Origin of the sequence: Blastococcus jejuensis (assembly GCF_039534705.1) — a bacterium.
Taxonomy (GTDB): Bacteria; Actinomycetota; Actinomycetes; order Mycobacteriales; family Geodermatophilaceae; genus Blastococcus_B; species Blastococcus_B jejuensis.
In genome coordinates this window covers 51,590-67,797 of the sequence record NZ_BAAAVV010000003.1, presented here as the reverse complement: position 1 = coordinate 67,797, position 16,208 = coordinate 51,590, and the positions used below count along the sequence as shown (strand labels likewise).

Genomic DNA, 16,208 nt, shown 5'->3' with positions numbered 1-16,208 from the left:
CGGACGGGAGGTGGCATGTCGCCGAGACGCCGAGCGGCGTTCCTGGTGACGACGGCGCTCGCGGCCGCCGTCCTGGCCGGGTGCGGGGGCGGCGACCCGGAGGAGTCGGCCGCCGACCTGCTGGCCCGCGCGAAGACGGCGCTGGACGACGCGAGCAGCGCCCACTTCGTGCTCGACAGCGAGAACGCGCCCACGACCGGCACCGCGCTGGTCGGCGGCGAGGGGGACATCGCGCGGCCGTCGTCGTTCGAGGGGACGCTGAAGGTCGTGGCGCTGGGGTCGACGGTCGATCTGGACGTCGTGTCGGTCGACGGGACCGTCTACGCCCAGCTGCCCTTCACGAGCAGCTTCAGCGTGGTCGACCCCGCCCAGTTCGGCTTCGGTGATCCCGGTGCCCTGCTCGATCCCGACACCGGCATCTCCCAGCTGCTGGCCGAGGCGGAGTCCGCCGAGCTGGGGGAGGAGCGGCGGGTCGACGGCGAGGTCGTCCGCGAGGTCACCGCCGAGCTGCCGGGCGACCTCGTCGAGCAGATCCTCACCAGCGCCGACCCGAGCCAGTCGGTGCAGGCGCGCTTCTCGATCGCGTCGGACAGCGGTGAGCTGCGCCGGGCGGAGCTGACCGGGCCGTTCTTCGCCGCTGACGAGGACGCCACCTTCACCCTCGACCTCAGCGACTTCGGGGCCGATGTCGAGATCAGCGCGCCGCCCACCGGCTGACGCGGGGGTCGAGCCCGGCGACCGCGCGCTGCCGGGGCTCGCCGCCGTCGTCGTCGCCACCCTGGCCGTCCTCGTCACCGCGGCGGACACCTACGTCGTCGTCCTCGCGCTGCCCGACATCCTCACCGGTGTCGGCGTCAGCCTCGACGAGCTGCAGCGGGCCACGCCGATCATCGGCGGCTTCCTTCTCGGCTACACCGCGACCCTGCCGCTGCTCGGCCGGCTGGCCGACCTGCGCGGCCGCACCCCCGTGCTGATCGGGTGCCTCCTGCTGTTCGCGTTCGGGTCGCTGCTGACGGCGACGGCGGTGACCCTCGGCCCCGCCGTCGCCGGTCGCGGGCTGCAGGGCATCGGCGCGGGCGGGCTGGTCCCGGCGACGCTGGCCCTGGTCGCCGACCGCTGGCCTCCCGAGCGGCGGGCGCTCCCGCTGGGCGTGGTCGGCGCCGTCCAGGAGGCCGGGGCCGTGCTGGGGCCGCTCGCCGGTGCCGCCGTCCTGGCCTTCGCCGACTGGCGGGCCATCTTCTGGCTCAACCTGCTGCTCGGGCTCGGCCTGGCGGCCGGCGTGTGGGTCTCGGCCCGCGGACGGCGGCCGGATCCGCTCGGCCTCGGCCTGGCCCTGCTCGCCGTGGTCGCGTTCGGCCTCCAGCTCGCCGCGCCGGCCGCGCTCGCCGAGGACGTCACCCTCGGCCTGCTCTACGTCCCGCTCCTCGACGCGGTCGCGGCCACGACGCCGCTGCTGGTGGTGACCGTCCTCGCCGGCGCCGGGCTGGTCGCCCGCAGCCTCGCCGTGCCGACGGGGGCGGTGCTGCCGCTGCGCGGGGTGCGCCGGCTGGTCTCCGAGGTCGACGTGCTCGGGTCGGCGCTGGTGGTGCTCGCCCTGGGCAGCCTCGTGTGGGCGTTCGCCGCCGCCGACCCGGCGAGCCAGATCGTGGCCTACGGGCCCGTCCTCCTGCCGCTGGCGCTCGCCGCGGCCGTGGCCTTCGTGTGGCACGAGCGGCGCACCCCCGACCCGGTGCTGCCGCTCCGGGTGCTGCGGCCGAGCGGCGCGTGGGGGGCGATGCTGGTCAACCTGCTGGTCGGGGTCGCCCTCGTCGCGGCGCTGGTGAACATCCCGCTGTTCGCCCGCAACACGACCACGCCCGGCGACCAGTTCGGCGCCGCCCTCGTGCTGCTGCGGCTGCTCGTCGCGGTCCCGGTCGGCGCGGTCGCGGGCGGCTGGCTGTGCCGCACCGTCGCCCCGCGACTGGTCGCCTCCGGGGGCATGGCGCTGGCCTGCGCTGCGTTCGTCGCGATGACCAGGTGGGACGAGCGGTCGCTGGACGGCGGGTGGTCGGTCGTCGTCCTGCTGCTCGCCGGGCTCGGCTTCGGCCTCGCGATCGCGCCGGTCAACGCGGTCCTGCTCGCGGTCACCGGCTCGGACGTGCACGGCACCGTCAGCGCGCTGGCCGTCGTCGCCCGGACCGTCGGCATGCTGACCGGGCTGTCGCTGCTGACCGCGGTCGCGCTGCGCCGGTTCAACGCGGAGGTCGACTCCCTCGAGTCGCCGTTCGAGCTGTGCCCGCAGGCCCCGGGCGACTGCCCCGCCTACGACGCGCTCGTCGACGCCGCGATCCTCACCCAGCTGCACACCGTGTTCGCCGGGGCGGCGATCGCGGCGGGTATGGCGGCGCTCGCTGCCCTCCTGCTGCTGCGCGAGGTCAGGACAGCGCGGCCTGCACGTCCCGCCTGAGCGCCCCGACGTCGACCCCGAGGTCGGCGAGGACCTTCATCGCCAGCCCCTGCCCCTCGCGGAGCAGGCCGAGGGCGATGTGCCCGTCGCTGATCGACTTCTGGTCGAGGACGATCGCCTCGCGCAGCGCGAGCTGGAGCACCTTCTTCGCCCGCGGGCTGAACGGGATGTGCCGGCCGGGCTCGCGCCGGGGTCCGTCGAGGGCGCCGGACCCGAACGCGGCCTCGACCGAGGTGCGGACGGCGTCCAGGTCGATGCCCAGCGTCGTGAGCGCGTCGGCGTCGAGGTCGCTGCTGCCGGCGGAACCGACGAGCGAGCGCGTCACCGCGTCGTGGGTCAGCCCGAACCGGGCCAGGACCGCGGACGTGGGGCTGCCCGGCCGGTCCAGCAGTGCGAGCAGCAGGTGCTCCGTGCCGATCCGGCCGGAGTGCAGCCGGGTCGCCTCCTGCTGGGCGCCGACGACGACCTCCCGGGCGTCCCGGGTGAAGCGCTCGAACATGTCCTCAGTCCCTCCGCCGGAGCGGCCCTCGGCCACTCGCGTACTTCTTGTGCACCGCCTGCCGGGTCACGCCCAGCAGCTGGGCGATCTGCTCCCAGGTCCAGCCGTGGTCGCGGGCGTTCTGGACCTGGAGGGCCTCGAGCCGCTCGACCAGGACGCGCAGCGACCGGACGGCCCGGAGCCCGACGGTCGGGTCCTTGCTGCTGGCGGCCGAGGCCACCTGCGTCGTATCCGCCATGGCTGTCAACCTAAGTTGCCATGCCTGGCTGTGTCAACCCTGATTGACAGGACGACGGGGGAGCCACGCGGCGGTCTCCTCGTCTACCTTTCCCGCGGAGGGAGGGGCGGTGGACGGCACCTCGCGGCTGCGGATCAACCTGCTGGGGCAGCTCACGGCGTCCTCCGACGGCGTGCCGCTGGACCTCGGCGGCCCCCGGCAGCGCGCCGTCCTCGCCGTCCTGCTGCTGGCCAAGGGCGAGATCGTCCCCGCCGAGCGCCTGGCCGAGTCGGTCTGGCCCGGCCCCGCCCCGGCCGACACGGCCGGCGCGCTCCAGGCGTACGTCTCCCACCTGCGTCGGCGCCTGCAGCCGGGCAGTGCGGCCCGCACCCGGTCCGCGGTCATCGTCAGCGAGGGGCGCGGCTACGCCGTGCGGCTGCCCCGGGACGCCGTCGACGCCTGGCGGTTCGAGCAGCTGCTCCAGGAGGCGTCCACCGAGGCCGATCCCGCGCGGATCGCGCAGCTGCTCGCGGAGGCGATCGGGCTCTGGCGCGGCCCGGCGCTGGCCGACTACGCCGACGAGCCGTGGGCCGAGGCCGAGATCGGCCGGCTGGCCGAGCTGCGGACGGTCGCCCGCGAGCGGCTCCTGGCGGCCCGGCTGGAGCTCGGCGAGGCCGCGATGCTCGTGCCCGACCTGGAGGCGATGGTCGCCGAGGAGCCGCTGCGCGAGGAGCGGTGGCGCCTGCTCGCACTCGCCCTATACCGGGCCCAGCGGCAGGCCGACGCGCTCGGCGCGCTCCGCCGGGCGCGCGCCGTCCTCGCCGACGAGCTCGGCGTGGATCCCGGCCCGGCGCTCCGCGACCTCGAGAGCCAGGTGCTCGACCAGTCGCCGGCGCTGCACGTGCCCCGGCCCCGGGCGCCCACGACGCCGGCCACGACCCCGGCCGCTCCCCGGGCGCCGGAGGACCTGGTGGACCGCGACCGGGAGCTGGCGGCCGTGCGCGAGGCCCTCGACGCCCTCGAGGCGGGACAGCCGCGCCTGCTGCTCATCGAGGGTCCGGCCGGCATCGGCAAGACCCGGCTGCTGACCGAGGCCCGCCGGCTGGCCGGGGAGCGGTCGGTCCGCGTGCTGAGCGCCCGGGGCAGCCAGCTGGAGGCGGCGTTCGGCTTCGGCGTGGCCCGGCAGCTGCTCGAGCCCGAGCTGACCGCCGACCGGCGCGAGGACCTGCTGTCGGGCGCGGCCAGCGGGGCGCGGGGCGTCTTCGACCTGGCGACCGCCGACGCCGGCGAGGGGTCCTTCGCCGTCCTGCACGGGCTGTACTGGCTGGTGGTCAACCTCAGCGCGGCCGGGCCGGTGCTGCTGGCCGTCGACGACGTCCAGTGGTGCGACAGCGCGTCACTGCGCTGGCTGGCGTACCTGGTGCGCCGGCTCGAGGCCGTGCCCGTCCTCGTCGCGGGCACGCTGCGCTCGGGCGAGCAACACGACGAGGAGGAACTCGTCGCCGAACTGCAGCTCGACCCGGCGGCGGTGGTCCTCCGGCCCGAGCCGCTGTCGCGCGACGCGATCGCCGGCATCGTCGGGCAGCGCCTCGGCGAACCGGTGTCGCCGCTGTTCACGTCGGCCTGCCACCGCACGACCGCCGGCAACCCGCTGCTGCTGCGCCAGCTGATCCGGGCGCTGGAGTCCGACGGCGTCCGGCCCGACGCGGCGCACGCCGACGCGGTGGTGGCCGTCGGCTCGCGCGCGGTCTCCAGCATGGTGCTCGTCCGGCTGCGGCGGCTGGGGGAGCGGATCACCGCCGTCGCCCGCGCCGCCGCGGTGCTGGGTGACGGTGCCCTGCTGCCCGCGGTCGCGGCCCTGGCCGAGCTGCCCGAGCGCGACACCGCGGCCGCGCTGGCCGCACTGGCCCGCGCCGAGATCGTCCGCGACGAGCAGCCGCTGGTCTTCGTCCATCCGCTGGTCCGGGAGGCCGTCTACCGCGACCTCCCGGCCGCCGAGCGCGAGCTGCGGCACGAGCGGGCCGCCGACGTCCTGCGGCGGTCCGGCGCGAGCGAGGAGCAGGTGGCCGCCCACCTTCTCCTTGCCCCGCCGCGGGGGGACGACGCCACGGTCGCCGCGCTGCGCGGCGCGGCACGGACCGCTGCCGACCGGGGCGCCTCCGAGAGCGCCGTCACCTACCTGCGCCGGGCGCTGGCCGAGCCGCCGGCGGGCACGGTCCGGCGGGACGTGCTGGTCGAGCTGGGCATGGTGGAATCCCTGCTCGACGGGGCCACCGGGCCGCGCCACCTCCTGCAGGCCTACGGGCTGCACGACGACCCGCGCATCCGGGCGGACCTCGCGATCGCCATCGCCCGCACGCACGTGTTCGCCAGCCCGCCGGGCATCGCGACGGCGTTCGCCCGGGAGGCGCGGCTCGTCGTCCCCGAGGACCTGGGTGACCACCGGCAGGCGCTGCTGGCGCTGGAGCGGATCGCCGGCTACATGCACGGGCTGGACCCGCAGGTCTGGCGCACGGCCGACCCGCCGCAGCCCGCCGGCGAGGGGCAGGGCGCCCAGATGCTGGCGGCCACCCTCGCCTGGGAGCAGACGATCGCGGGGACCTCCCGGGAGCGCGCGGTCGCGCTGGCCCGGTTCGCCCACGAGGGCGACCGCCTCATGGCGGTCGACCACGGGCTGCTGTGGGTCGTCGCCGCCAACGTGCGCATGCTCGCCGACGACGACCTGGGCGACTTCTGGCTGCGCGCCCGGACCGAGGCCCACCGGCGGGGGTCGCTGTTCGCCGCGCTGTCCACGAGCGTGTGGGAGGGGTTCTGGCGCTGGCGGCGCGGGGAGCTGCACGAGGCGCTCGCCCGCCTGGAGCTCGGCCTGGAGCAGGACCGGATGTGGGGCGGCACCGGCATCGGCGAGCCCTACTCGCGCGCGTTCCAGATCGGCTGCCACCTCGACCGGGGCGACGTCGCGGCCGCCCGCCGGGTCGCGGACGCCGCGCTCGCCGGCCCGGCCGCGGGCGAGGGTGGACGGCTGCTCCACGAGGGCATCGCCAGCCTGCTCGTGGCCGAGCACCGGTTCGCCGACGCCCTGTCCCTGCTCGACGACGTCCCGACGCCGGTCGCCGTCGACAACCCCGTCTGGCACCCGTGGCGGCGGATCACAGCCGGGGCGCTGGCCGGCCTGGGCCGCACGGGGGAGGCGACCGAGCTGGTCGAGGACGAGGTGGCGCTGCTGCGCCGGTGGGGAGCCCCGAGCTATCTGGGGTCCTCGCTGCGCCTGCTCGGCCGGCTACGGCGCGCGGGCGGGGTCGAGCACCTGCGCGAGGCGGTCGCCCTGCTCGGTCCGACGGACGCCGGCGTCGAGCGGGCCCGCGCCCGGCTCACCCTGGGCAGTGCACCCGGGGTGCCCGACGCCGAGGCGGTCCCGCTGCTGCGCGCGGCCGCCGACGAGGCGCACCGGCTGGGAGCCGAGGGGATCGAGCAGCGCGCCTGCGCGGCGCTGCGTGCGCGGGGGCTCCCGGTCGACGCGCACGCCGAGGGCGACGGCCGGCTGTCGAGCACCGAACGGCAGGTGCTGGAGCTCAGCGCGGCCGGCCTCGGGGTCCGGGAGGTGGCGCAGCGGCTGTTCATGACGCCGGGCACCGTGCAGGCCGTCCTGGAGGAGAAGGCGTCCGACGACCGTCTCAAGTCCGTCTCAAGTTCCCGGGCGCAGGCTTCGGTCCCGGTGAGAGGAGCCCCGTGACGCAGCAGCGGATGCCGACGGCGCGCTCCCGGGCCGAGAGCCTGCGCGGGCTGTGCGGCGGCTCGGTGCACCTGCCCGGTGACCCGGCCTACGACCTGGCACGGTCGCCGTGGAACCTCGCGTCCACCGAGCACCCCGCGGCCGTGGTCTACCCGGCCTTCCCCGACGAGGTCGCCGACGTGCTGCGCACCGCCACCGCGGAGGGCCTGGCGGTCGCCGTCCAGGGGACCGGGCACGGCGCCCCGCCGCTGCAGGGCCGCCTGGCCGACGCCGTGCTGCTGCGAACGGCGGCGATGACCGAGCTCCGCGTCGATCCCGAGCGTCGGACGGTCCGGGCCGGGGCGGGGGTGCTGTGGGGCGACCTCGCCCTGGCCGCCGGCCGGCACGGGCTCGCGGCGCTGCACCCCTCGTCGCCCGACGTCGGCGTGGTCGGGTACTCCCTCGGCGGCGGGATCGGCTGGTACGCGCGGCGGCTGGGCCTGCAGTGCAACGCCGTCACCGCGGTCGAGCTCGTGCTCGCCGACGGCACGTTCGTCCGCGCCACCGCCGAGCACGACGCGGAGCTGTTCTGGGCGCTGCGCGGCGGAGCCGCGCCGCTCGGCGTGGTCACCGCGCTGGAGTTCGCGCTGTTCCCGCTCGACACGGTGGTGGCCGGCTACCTGGCCTGGGACTGGACGCTGGTCGAGCAGGTGCTGCCGGCCTGGGTCGCCTGGTGCGCCGACGCCCCGGACGAGGTGACGACCGCGTTCCGGTTGGTCGACGTTCCCGCCGCCGAGCCCGTGCCCCTCGAGCTGCACGGCCGGCGGCTGGCCATGGTCGACGGCGCCGTCCTCGGGGACGACGCCTTCGCCGCGGAGGTGCTGGCGCCCCTGCGCGCGCTGCGTCCCGAGTTCGACTCCGTCGCCCGCGTCCCCGCGGACACGCTCGTGCGGCTGCACCTCGAGCCGGAGGGGCCCATGCCCGCCTACGCGAGCAGCACCCTCGTCGCGGCCCTGCCCGACGCCGCCGTCGCGGCCGTCATCGAGGCCGCCGGGCCACGGTCCGGCACCCGGCTCGCGGTGGCCGAGCTGCGGCAGCTCGGCGGCGCGCTGGCCCGCCCCGACCCGGCCGGTGGCGCGCTCGCCGCGCTGGACGGGCAGTTCCTCGCCCTGGGGCTCGGCCTGGGCGCGGACACCGCCGACGTGCGGGCCGACGCCGCGCGCTACCTGAGCGCCCTGGAGCCGTGGGCCACCGGTCGCCAGTACCTGCCGATGCTCGACGACCGCACCGACACCCGGAAGGTCTTCCCGCCCGGCGTGCACGCCCGGCTGTCGGCCATCCGCCGCAGCGTCGACCCGGCCGGGCTGTTCGTCGCGCCGCACGCTTGAGGCCCGCCCTCAAGGCCGACGCAACCCGCCGTCAAGGTCGGCGGCCCACCGTTCCCTCGACGTCACTCCGGACGTCACCCGGACCTGGAGGGAACAGTGTCACTCACCACGCACACCACCGTCACCGAGACCGCGATCCCGGAGATCTCGTTCGAACCGCTGGGCGCCCGGCTGACCGGTGCGGTTCACACCCCCGACGACCCCCGCTACGACGAGCTGGTCTCGCCGTGGAACCTCGCCGTCCCGGTGCGGCCGGCGGCCGTCGTCGACGCCCGCACCGCCGACGACGTCGTCGAGGCGGTGCGCTTCGCCCGGGCCCACGGGCTGACCACCGGCGTCCAGGCCACCGGCCACGGCGCCATCCCGGGCATCGCCGGTCACCTGCTGGTGGCCACCAAAGCCCTCGACGAGGTCACCGTGCACCCCGAGGGCTGGGCCCGCGTCGGTGCCGGCGCGAAGTGGCTGCCGGTCATCGAGGCGGCCGCCCCGTACGGGCTGGCCCCGCTCAACGGCTCGTCCAGCGACGTCGGCATCGTCGGGTACACCACCGGCGGCGGGGTCGGCCCGATGGCCCGCACCTACGGGATCGCCGCCGACCGGGTCCGCGCCTTCGACGTCGTCACCGGCGACGGCATGCTCCGCCGCGCGACCCCGACCGAGCACCCCGACCTGTTCTTCGCCCTGCGGGGCGGCAAGGGCAACGTCGGCATCGTGACCGCGGTCGAGTTCGACCTGATCCACCAGCCGAGCTTCTACGGCGGGGCCATCTACTTCGACGGCGTCGACGCCGCGCGGGTCATCGACCGCTGGCGCGACTGGTCGGAGGCGCTGCCGGAGCAGGCGACGACGTCGTTCGTGCTGTTCCAGCTGCCGCCGCTGCCCGAGATCCCGCCGCCCCTGGCCGGGAAGATGACCCTCGGCGTCCGGTTCCTGTGGACCGGGGAGCCGGAGGAGGGGGCGCGGCTGCTCAACGAGCTCCGCGCCGTGGCCCCCGTCATCCTCGACGACGCCGCGCTCAAGCCCTACACCGCGGTCGACTCGGTGCACGCCGACCCCGTCGACCCGATGCCGGTCATCGACCCGGCCATCCTGCTCTCGGACTTCCCGGCCGAGGCGGCCGAGATGCTGCTGGCCGTGGCCGGCTACGGCTCCGGCTCGCCGCAGGTGATGATCGAGGTGCGGCAGCTGGGCGGGGCGTACGCGCGGGAGCCCGAGCACCCCAACGCCTTCGACCACCGGGACGCGAAGTTCAGCCTGCTGGTCGTGGGCATGGCGCCCGACCCGCGGTCCGCCCCGCACGCCGACCTGGTGTTCGCGGCGATGGCCGACTGGGACAACGGCCGCGTGTGGCCGAACTTCGGGCCGGCCCACGACGCGCGGTCGGCACGGCGGGCCTACGACGAGGCGACCCTGCAGCGGTTCGCCGAGATCAACCGCCGGTACGACCCCGACGGCGTGCTGAACATCGGCCGCTACACCCGCGAACTGGTCCGCTGAGGCCGCAGCCGTGACGGGCTCGGGCGGTGTGTCAGGCGGTGTGTCAGGCGATGGCCGCCGGCACACCGCCGGTCACCCGGAGGAGATCCTCGTAGGTGGCCGAGAACATGGTGTGGTGGTCGCCGCCGCCGGCCCACAACAGGGCATGGGCGGCCAGGTCGACGTCGACGACGGTGCGCAGGGGCGCGGGGTGGCCGACCGGTGCCACGCCGCCGACCTCCTGCCCGGTCGCGGCGAGCACGACCTCGGCGCTCGCCCGCCGCACCCGCTGCACGCCCAGCAGCGCGGCGACCTTCCCGGTGTCCACCCGGTGCGCCCCGCTGGCGAGGACGAGCACCGGGTCGCCGTCGGCCTCGAACACGAGGCTGTTGGCGATCGCACCGACCTCGCAGCCGAGCACGTCGGCCGCGACCGCCGCCGTCGGCACCGGGACGTCGAACCGTCGGACGTCGGCTGCTACCTCGCCGGCCCGCAGCGCCGCGACCACCCGGTCGACCGGGCTCATACGGTGAACACGATCTTCCCGTTCGTCCGGCCTTCCAGCATCCGCTCGAAGCCCTCCCGGGCGTCGGCCAGCGGCAGCTCGACGTCGATCTGGGGGCGGATCCCGGTCACCCGGCACATCTCGATGAGCGACTCGAGCTCGGGCCTGGTCCCCATCGTCGAGCCGATCACCGAGAGCTGGGTGAAGAAGACCCGGTTGAGCTCGGCGCCGGGGTTGAAGCCCGTGGTGGCGCCGGAGGTCACCAGCACCCCGCCGGGCTTGAGCGACTTGATGCTGTGCGACCACGTCGCCTCGCCGACTGTCTCCATCACGCCGTCGACCCGCTCGGGCAGCCGGGCGCCGGACTCGAAGGCCTGGTCGGCGCCCAGTGCCAGGGCCGCGGCCCGCTTCTCCTCGCTCCGCCCGGTCACCCAGACCCGGTAGCCGGCGGCGCGGCCGAGCACGATCAGCGCCGTCGCGACGCCGCCGCTCGCACCCTGCACCAGCACCGTCTGGCCCGGGCGCAGCCCCGACTTCACGAAGAGCATCCGGTAGGCGGTGAGCCAGGCGGTCGGCAGGCAGGCCGCCTCGGCGAAGGACAGGTCGGCCGGCTTCGGCACGAGGTTCCGCGTCGGGACGGCGACCCGCTCGGCCATCGTGCCCTGGTGGACCTCCGACAGCAGCGAGCGCTTCGGGTCGAGGGTCTCGTCGCCGGTCCACCCTGGCGTGGCGATGACGCCGTGGACGACGACCTCGTTGCCGTCGGCGTCGATCCCGGCGGCGTCGGTGCCGAGGATCATCGGCATCCGCTCCGCGGGCAGGCCGATGCCGCGCAGGCTGAACAGGTCGTGGTGGTTGAGCGAGACGGCCTTGACGTCGATCGTCGTCCAGCCCTCCTTCGCCTCCGGTTCGGGCCGGTCGCCGACCTCCAGCACGGAGAGCGGGTCCTTCGGGGCGGGCGTGGAGACGAAGGCAGCGAGCATGATCGCGACGCTATGACACGGTCGCCCTCCGGGCGACACCGCGTCCAGGTGCCGTCCCCGGCTTCGGCTGAGCCGCTCTGACGTGGGCCGCCTCGGGGGACCCTTCGGGCCCCCGCTCCGCGACCCGACATCACGGTCAGCCGGCGGAGGCGCGGCGCCGGAGCGCGGCCTGCTCGGCGGGGTTGCGCGCCAGCTCTGCCGCGTGTCGCCACGCGGCGACGGCGCCGCGCTCGTCGCCGGCGCGCTCGAGCAGGTCCGCGTGCGCGGCGTGCAGCGGCGCGTAGCCGGCCAGCCGGCCGTCGGCCAGCACGGGTGCGAGCAGGGCGAGCGCCGCCCGCGGCCCGTCGGCGCGCCCGACCGCGACGGCCCGGTTCACGGTCACCACCGGCGACGGGGCGAGCCGGTCGAGCAGCCCGTACAGGTCGGCGATGCGGGGCCAGTTCACGTCGTCGGCGCCGGCCGCCGCCGCGTGCAGGGCGGCGATCGCGGCCTGCACCTGGTACGGGCCGACCGGCGCGCGGCCCGTCGTCGCGAGGAGGGCGCGGGCCTCCGCGATGGCTGCTGTGTCCCAGAGGGCGCGGTCCTGCTCGGCGAAGGCGACGAGCTGCCCGGCGTCGTCGTGCCGGGCGGCGGCCCGGGAGTGCTGCAGGAGCATCAGCGCGAGGAGCCCGGTCGTCTCGGTGTCGCCGGGCAGCAGCCGGTGCAGCTGGCGGGCCAGCCAGATGGCCTCGTCGCACAGGTCGGTGCGGACGGCCGGACCCTCGCCGCTGGCCAGGTGCCCCTCGGTGAAGACCAGGTAGAGCACCGCCTGCACGCTCGACAGGCGCTCGGCCAGGTTCTCCGGGTCGGGGAGCTCGAAGGAGATCGCCGTCTGCCGGATCTTCGTGCGCGCGCGGACCAGCCGCTTGGCCATGGTGTCCTCGGGGACCAGGAACCCGGCGGCGATCTCGGCGACCGACAACCCGGCCACGTGGCGCAGCGTGAGCGCCACCCGGGCCTCGATCGCCAGGGCGGGGTGGCAGCAGGTGAGCACGAGCTGGAGCACCGCGTCCTCCTCGTGGAGCCCCGGCTCGGGGGCGGCCGGGACGACGGCCTCGACCGTGCCGGGAGCCGACCGGTCGCGGCGGAGCACGTCGAGCGCCTTGCGCCACGCCGTCGTCGTCAGCCACGCGCCCGGCCGGTCGGGGACGCCGGCCGACGGCCAGGCGACCGCAGCCGCCGCGAACGCCTCGGAGACGGCGTCCTCGGCCAGCTGCAGATCACCCAGCCGCCGGGCCAGGGTGGCTACCACCTGCGCGCGCTCCTCGCGGAACGCCCGCTCCAGTGGGCTCACGACCAGGTCAGCCCGCGGTCGCCACAGCCGCCGCGTCGGCGCGGGCGGCCTCGGCGCCGGGCTGGACCGGCCGGACCTCCACGCTGCCGGTGCGCACGTTGGGCACCTTGGCCGCCCACTCCAGGGCCGTGTCGAGGTCGGGCACGTCGATCACGTAGAAGCCGATGAGGTGCTCCTTGGTGTCGGCGAACGGGCCGTCGGTCAGCAGCCGCTCGCCACCGCGCATCTGCACCGTCGTGGCGGTCTCGATGCCCTGCAGCCCGGCGCCGCTGACCATGATCCCGGCCTCGACCAGGGCCTGCGTGTAGGCACCCCACTCCTCGAGCTGGGCAGCCTCGGGGTCGTCCCAGGCGTCGGGGGAGTGCGAGAGCAACATCAGGTACTGCATGGGGACCTCCCGGGTCGGAGAGGGACGTACCGGTCGGTCCGTCCTACCTGCCCGACGCGGTCGTCGGCGGGAAAAGGACAGCGGCGGTGCGGGAATTTCGTCGTCCGCTACCGGATGACGACGACGTGCTCGCCCCGCGGCACGAACTCGCCGATCACCGGGGCGCCCGGGATCTCCCCGCCCAGCAGCAGCCCGCCGGAGGTCTGGGCGTCGGCGAGCAGCAGCGCCTCGTCCTCGCCCACCGCCGACAGGTCGGTGTGCGGGCGCACCCAGTCGAGGTTGCGCCGGGTGCCGCCGGAGACGAAGCCGTCGGCCAGCGCCTGCCGGGCACCGGTCAGATAGGGGACGGCGGCGGCGTCGACGACCGCGGTCACGCCGCTTGCCCGCGCCATCTTGTAGAGGTGGCCGAGCAGCCCGAACCCGGTCACGTCGGTGCCGGCCCTGATCCCCGCAGCCAGGGCGGCCCGGCCGGCGTCCCGGTTGAGCGCGGTCATCGAGGCGACTGCCTCCTCGGAGACCTCGCCGGTGTTCTTGTGGCGGCTGTTGAGCACGCCGACGCCCAGCGGCTTGGTCAGCGACAGGGCGGTGCCCGCGACGGCGGCGTCGTTGCGGATGATCCGGTCGACGTCGACGACGCCGGTCACCGCCATGCCGTACTTGGGCTCCGGGTCGTCGATCGAGTGCCCGCCGCCGACGTGGCAGCCCGCGGCGTGGGCCACCTCGAGGCCGCCACGCAGCACCTCGGCCGCGAGCTCGGCGGGCAGCACGTCCCGCGGCCAGCCGAGCAGGTTGACCGCGACCACCGGGGTGCCGCCCATCGCGTACACGTCGGACAGGGCGTTGGCCGCGGCGATCCGGCCGAACGTGTACGCGTCGTCGACGACGGGGGTGAAGAAGTCCGTCGTCAGCACCAGCCCCTGACCGCCCGCGGTGCGGACCACGGCCGCGTCGTCGCCGTCGTCGAGTCCGACGACCAGCTCGGCGGCGGGTGCGACCGGTCCGGTGGCCGTCAGCCCCGCGACGACGGCCTCGAGCTCGCCGGGCGGGATCTTGCACGCGCAGCCGCCGCCGTGGGCGTACTGCGTGAGGCGGATCGTCGTCGGTGCGCTGGTCACCGGCCGAATGTAGGCCGCGCCGGCCTGCGGCGACCCGCACTACACCTGCCGGCCGCCGGGCAGCACGACCAGCCGCGGGCGCTGCGTCTCGGCGCGCTGGCGCAACGCGCGCCCCGCCGGGTGGGTGGGGTGGTGATCGCCGGCCGGGGGAGCACCGAACGTCGCGGGATCGCGGCGCGGGGCGGGCTCGGCGGTCACCTCGGCGCTCTCGATGCGGTCGGTGCGGAACCACCGGACCGCCTGCCGCTCGCGGCACCAGGCCACGAGGTACTCGTGCTCGGCCGTGCGGGCGAGCAGTTGCGGCTCCACCTCGCGCAGGCTCGCGGCCCCCTTCCCGTCGCGGTAGTCGAGGACGAGCACCCGCCGCCGGGTCAGCCCCTCCTCCAGCGCGGACCGGACACCTCGGGACCTGGCCGCCTCTGTGCGGACGAGCTGCGTGCGGGCGACCAGCCCCTCCCGGCGGCGCGGGTCGGGCTCGAGTGCGGCCAGCACCTTGTCCAGCGCCGTGCGCCCGTCACCGGCGTACGGACCGTCGGGCTGCGCGGCGAGCGCCACCGCGATCGCCGCGGCCTCTTCCGGCGACACGGACAGCGGCAGCGCGGCGGCCTGGTGAGTCACGGTGCGGGTCATGCAGAGATGGTGACAAGCCCCACTGACATTTCCGGGACCGGCGCGCCACGTAGGCTGCCCGGTGGAGGCGTCAGGGTGTCTGGTGACCCCCGCGGCCTCTAAAGCCGACGTGGCCGAGCAGCTCGGTCAGGCGGGTTCGATTCCCGTCCGCCTCCGCCAGATCTTGGACGCGCCTACGCTGCGTCACGATGAGCCCGACCCCTGGAGATGCGGACCCGCGGCGCCAGGTGCCACGCACCGACACGCTGCTGGCCGACGAGCGCCTGGCCGCGGCCGGCGCGCGGCTGGGACGCGGCCTGGTCAAGGACGCCGTGCAGGCGGTGCAGCAGCGCATCCGGTCGGGAGAGCTCGCGCCGCCCGACGCCGTCGACGCCGTCCTCTCCGTGCTCCCGGCGACGGCGAGCAGCCTGCGCCCGGTTCTCAACGCCACCGGCGTCCTCGTGCACACGAATCTGGGCCGCTCGCCGCTCTCCGAGGTCGCCGTCGAGGCGATGGTGGCGGCCGCGGGAACGACCGACGTGGAGCTGGACCTGCTCAGCGGGCGGCGCGGGCCGCGGGGTGCGGGGGCGATCGACGCGCTCCTGGCCGCCGTGCCGGCCGCCGGCGCGGCGATCGTCGTGAACAACTGCGCCGCGGCGCTCGCGCTGGTGGCCACGGCCCTGGGCCAGGACCGGGAGCTGGTCATCGCCCGCGGCGAGCTCGTCGAGATCGGCGACGGGTTCCGCATCCCGGAGCTGCTGGCCGCCACCGGGGCCCGCCTGCGCGAGGTCGGGACGACGAACCGCGTCACGCTCGAGGACTACCGCGACGCCGTGCACGACGAGACCGGTGCCGTGCTCAAGGTGCACCCGTCCAACTTCGTCGTCCGCGGCTTCACCCGGTCGGTGCCGGTGCACGAGCTCGCCGGCGCGCTCGGCCCCGACGGGGTGCCGCTGGTCGCCGACGTGGGGTCGGGGTTGCTCCGTCCGCACCCGCTGCTCCCCGACGAGCCCGACCTGCAGAGCACCCTGGCGGCGGGCGCCGACCTGGTGCTCGCCAGCGGGGACAAGCTGCTCGGCGGGCCGCAGGCGGGGCTGGTCCTGGGCCGGGCCGATCTGGTGGCCCGGCTGCGCAGGCATCCGCTCTACCGGGCGCTGCGGGTGGACAAGACCACCCTCGCCGCGCTGGAGGCGACGCTGCGCGGCCCCCTGCCCCCGGTGCAGCAGATGCTCGCCGCCGATGTCGAGACGCTGCGCGAGCGGGCCCGCGCGATCGTCGCCCGGCTCGGCGCCGCCGGGGTGGACGCGTCCGTCGTCGACGCCGAGGCGCGGGTCGGCGGCGGCGGCGCCCCGGAGCACCCGCTGCCCAGCGCCGCGGTCTCCCTCCCGGCCTCGTTCGCCGAGCCGCTGCGCCAGGGGGAGCCGCCGGTCGTCGGCTATCTGGACGACGGCCGCACGCTGCTGGACCTGCGCAGCCTGCCGCCGTCGTCGGACGAGGCCCTCGCCGCCGCGGTGCTGGCGGTCGCTGCCCGGTGATC

The 16,208-nt window shown here is 76.1% G+C and carries 14 protein-coding genes and 1 tRNA gene; 7 read left to right on the top strand and 8 right to left on the bottom strand.

The features are described 5' to 3' along the window. The first annotated feature begins 15 nt into the window (after window positions 1-15). Both ABD644_RS07450 and ABD644_RS07445 read left to right on the top strand, forming a co-directional pair. Entirely contained in the window at window positions 16-717 is a 702-nt protein-coding gene (locus tag ABD644_RS07450) for an LppX_LprAFG lipoprotein (protein ID WP_344688109.1), read from the top strand. Further along, window positions 686-2,446 (top strand): MFS transporter, encoded by a 1,761-nt coding sequence (locus tag ABD644_RS07445; RefSeq protein WP_344688108.1) that lies wholly within the window; start codon window positions 686-688, stop codon window positions 2,444-2,446. Before ABD644_RS07450 ends, ABD644_RS07445 begins: the two co-directional genes overlap by 32 nt. Here ABD644_RS07445 and ABD644_RS07440 read toward each other — a convergent pair. Together ABD644_RS07440 and ABD644_RS07435 are read right to left on the bottom strand one after the other, a co-directional pair. Further along, window positions 2,415-2,945: a Clp protease N-terminal domain-containing protein gene (locus tag ABD644_RS07440; RefSeq protein ID WP_344688107.1), complete on the bottom strand. Its 531-nt coding sequence runs from the start codon at window positions 2,943-2,945 to the stop codon at window positions 2,415-2,417. The two genes, ABD644_RS07445 and ABD644_RS07440, sit on opposite strands and share 32 nt — an antisense overlap. 4 nt (window positions 2,946-2,949) lie before the next feature. Beyond that, complete coding sequence (locus tag ABD644_RS07435; protein WP_344688106.1) at window positions 2,950-3,183, bottom strand: helix-turn-helix domain-containing protein; 234 nt, start codon at window positions 3,181-3,183, stop codon at window positions 2,950-2,952. A 109-nt stretch (window positions 3,184-3,292) separates the two neighbouring features. On the opposite strand from ABD644_RS07435, the gene ABD644_RS07430 reads away from it, so the two are divergent. From ABD644_RS07430 to ABD644_RS07420, 3 genes are all read left to right on the top strand, one after another. After that, window positions 3,293-6,895 (top strand): ATP-binding protein, encoded by a 3,603-nt coding sequence (locus tag ABD644_RS07430; RefSeq protein ID WP_344688105.1) that lies wholly within the window; start codon window positions 3,293-3,295, stop codon window positions 6,893-6,895. After that, window positions 6,892-8,262 (top strand): FAD-binding oxidoreductase, encoded by a 1,371-nt coding sequence (locus ABD644_RS07425; RefSeq protein WP_344688104.1) that lies wholly within the window; start codon window positions 6,892-6,894, stop codon window positions 8,260-8,262. Before ABD644_RS07430 ends, ABD644_RS07425 begins: the two co-directional genes overlap by 4 nt. Before the next feature lie 96 nt (window positions 8,263-8,358). Next, window positions 8,359-9,759: an FAD-binding oxidoreductase gene (locus ABD644_RS07420; RefSeq protein ID WP_344688102.1), complete on the top strand. Its 1,401-nt coding sequence runs from the start codon at window positions 8,359-8,361 to the stop codon at window positions 9,757-9,759. A 43-nt stretch (window positions 9,760-9,802) separates the two neighbouring features. On the opposite strand, the gene ABD644_RS07415 is transcribed toward ABD644_RS07420, so the two are convergent. The 6 genes from ABD644_RS07415 to ABD644_RS07390 all read right to left on the bottom strand — a co-directional run bounded on the left by ABD644_RS07415 (window position 9,803) and on the right by ABD644_RS07390 (window position 14,692). Beyond that, window positions 9,803-10,264 (bottom strand): YbaK/EbsC family protein, encoded by a 462-nt coding sequence (locus ABD644_RS07415; protein WP_344688101.1) that lies wholly within the window; start codon window positions 10,262-10,264, stop codon window positions 9,803-9,805. Then, window positions 10,261-11,226 carry a zinc-binding dehydrogenase gene (locus ABD644_RS07410; RefSeq protein ID WP_344688099.1) on the bottom strand — a complete coding sequence of 322 codons (966 nt, stop codon included), beginning with the start codon at window positions 11,224-11,226 and terminating at the stop codon, window positions 10,261-10,263. Before ABD644_RS07410 ends, ABD644_RS07415 begins: the two co-directional genes overlap by 4 nt. A gap of 136 nt (window positions 11,227-11,362) precedes the next feature. Then, the gene (locus tag ABD644_RS07405) at window positions 11,363-12,559 is read right to left on the bottom strand and encodes an RNA polymerase sigma factor (protein WP_344688098.1); all 1,197 of its coding nucleotides are present in this window, start codon (window positions 12,557-12,559) and stop codon (window positions 11,363-11,365) included. Window positions 12,560-12,566: 7 nt separating this feature from the next. Next, a complete protein-coding gene (locus tag ABD644_RS07400) occupies window positions 12,567-12,947 on the bottom strand; it encodes a YciI family protein (protein ID WP_344688097.1) in 381 nt (126 codons plus the stop codon). A 107-nt stretch (window positions 12,948-13,054) separates the two neighbouring features. Continuing rightward, window positions 13,055-14,062, bottom strand: coding sequence for a selenide, water dikinase SelD (gene selD, locus ABD644_RS07395; RefSeq protein ID WP_344688096.1), 1,008 nt, complete (start codon window positions 14,060-14,062; stop codon window positions 13,055-13,057). Between the two features lie 39 nt (window positions 14,063-14,101). Further along, on the bottom strand, window positions 14,102-14,692 hold the full coding sequence (locus ABD644_RS07390; protein WP_344688094.1) for a helix-turn-helix transcriptional regulator: 591 nt from the start codon (window positions 14,690-14,692) through the stop codon (window positions 14,102-14,104). Window positions 14,693-14,755: 63 nt separating this feature from the next. Between ABD644_RS07390 and ABD644_RS07385 the strand changes: the two genes are divergently transcribed. After that, window positions 14,756-14,851: transfer RNA gene (locus ABD644_RS07385), tRNA-OTHER, on the top strand. 29 nt (window positions 14,852-14,880) lie between these two features. Next, on the top strand, window positions 14,881-16,206 hold the full coding sequence (selA, locus tag ABD644_RS07380; RefSeq protein WP_344688093.1) for an L-seryl-tRNA(Sec) selenium transferase: 1,326 nt from the start codon (window positions 14,881-14,883) through the stop codon (window positions 16,204-16,206). Window positions 16,207-16,208: the final 2 nt, after the last annotated feature.

What these genes read in the sequence shown, in the direction of transcription:
- ABD644_RS07390 (WP_344688094.1), bottom strand. Translation starts at nt 14,692, where the DNA reads ATGACCCGCACCGTGACTCACCAGGCCGCCGCGCTGCCGCTGTCCGTG.
- ABD644_RS07450 (WP_344688109.1), top strand. Translation starts at nt 16, where the DNA reads ATGTCGCCGAGACGCCGAGCGGCGTTCCTGGTGACGACGGCGCTCGCG.
- selA (WP_344688093.1), top strand. Translation starts at nt 14,881, where the DNA reads ATGAGCCCGACCCCTGGAGATGCGGACCCGCGGCGCCAGGTGCCACGC.
- ABD644_RS07445 (WP_344688108.1), top strand. Translation starts at nt 686, where the DNA reads ATGTCGAGATCAGCGCGCCGCCCACCGGCTGACGCGGGGGTCGAGCCC.
- ABD644_RS07440 (WP_344688107.1), bottom strand. Translation starts at nt 2,945, where the DNA reads ATGTTCGAGCGCTTCACCCGGGACGCCCGGGAGGTCGTCGTCGGCGCC.
- ABD644_RS07435 (WP_344688106.1), bottom strand. Translation starts at nt 3,183, where the DNA reads ATGGCGGATACGACGCAGGTGGCCTCGGCCGCCAGCAGCAAGGACCCG.
- ABD644_RS07410 (WP_344688099.1), bottom strand. Translation starts at nt 11,226, where the DNA reads ATGCTCGCTGCCTTCGTCTCCACGCCCGCCCCGAAGGACCCGCTCTCC.
- ABD644_RS07415 (WP_344688101.1), bottom strand. Translation starts at nt 10,264, where the DNA reads ATGAGCCCGGTCGACCGGGTGGTCGCGGCGCTGCGGGCCGGCGAGGTA.
- ABD644_RS07400 (WP_344688097.1), bottom strand. Translation starts at nt 12,947, where the DNA reads ATGCAGTACCTGATGTTGCTCTCGCACTCCCCCGACGCCTGGGACGAC.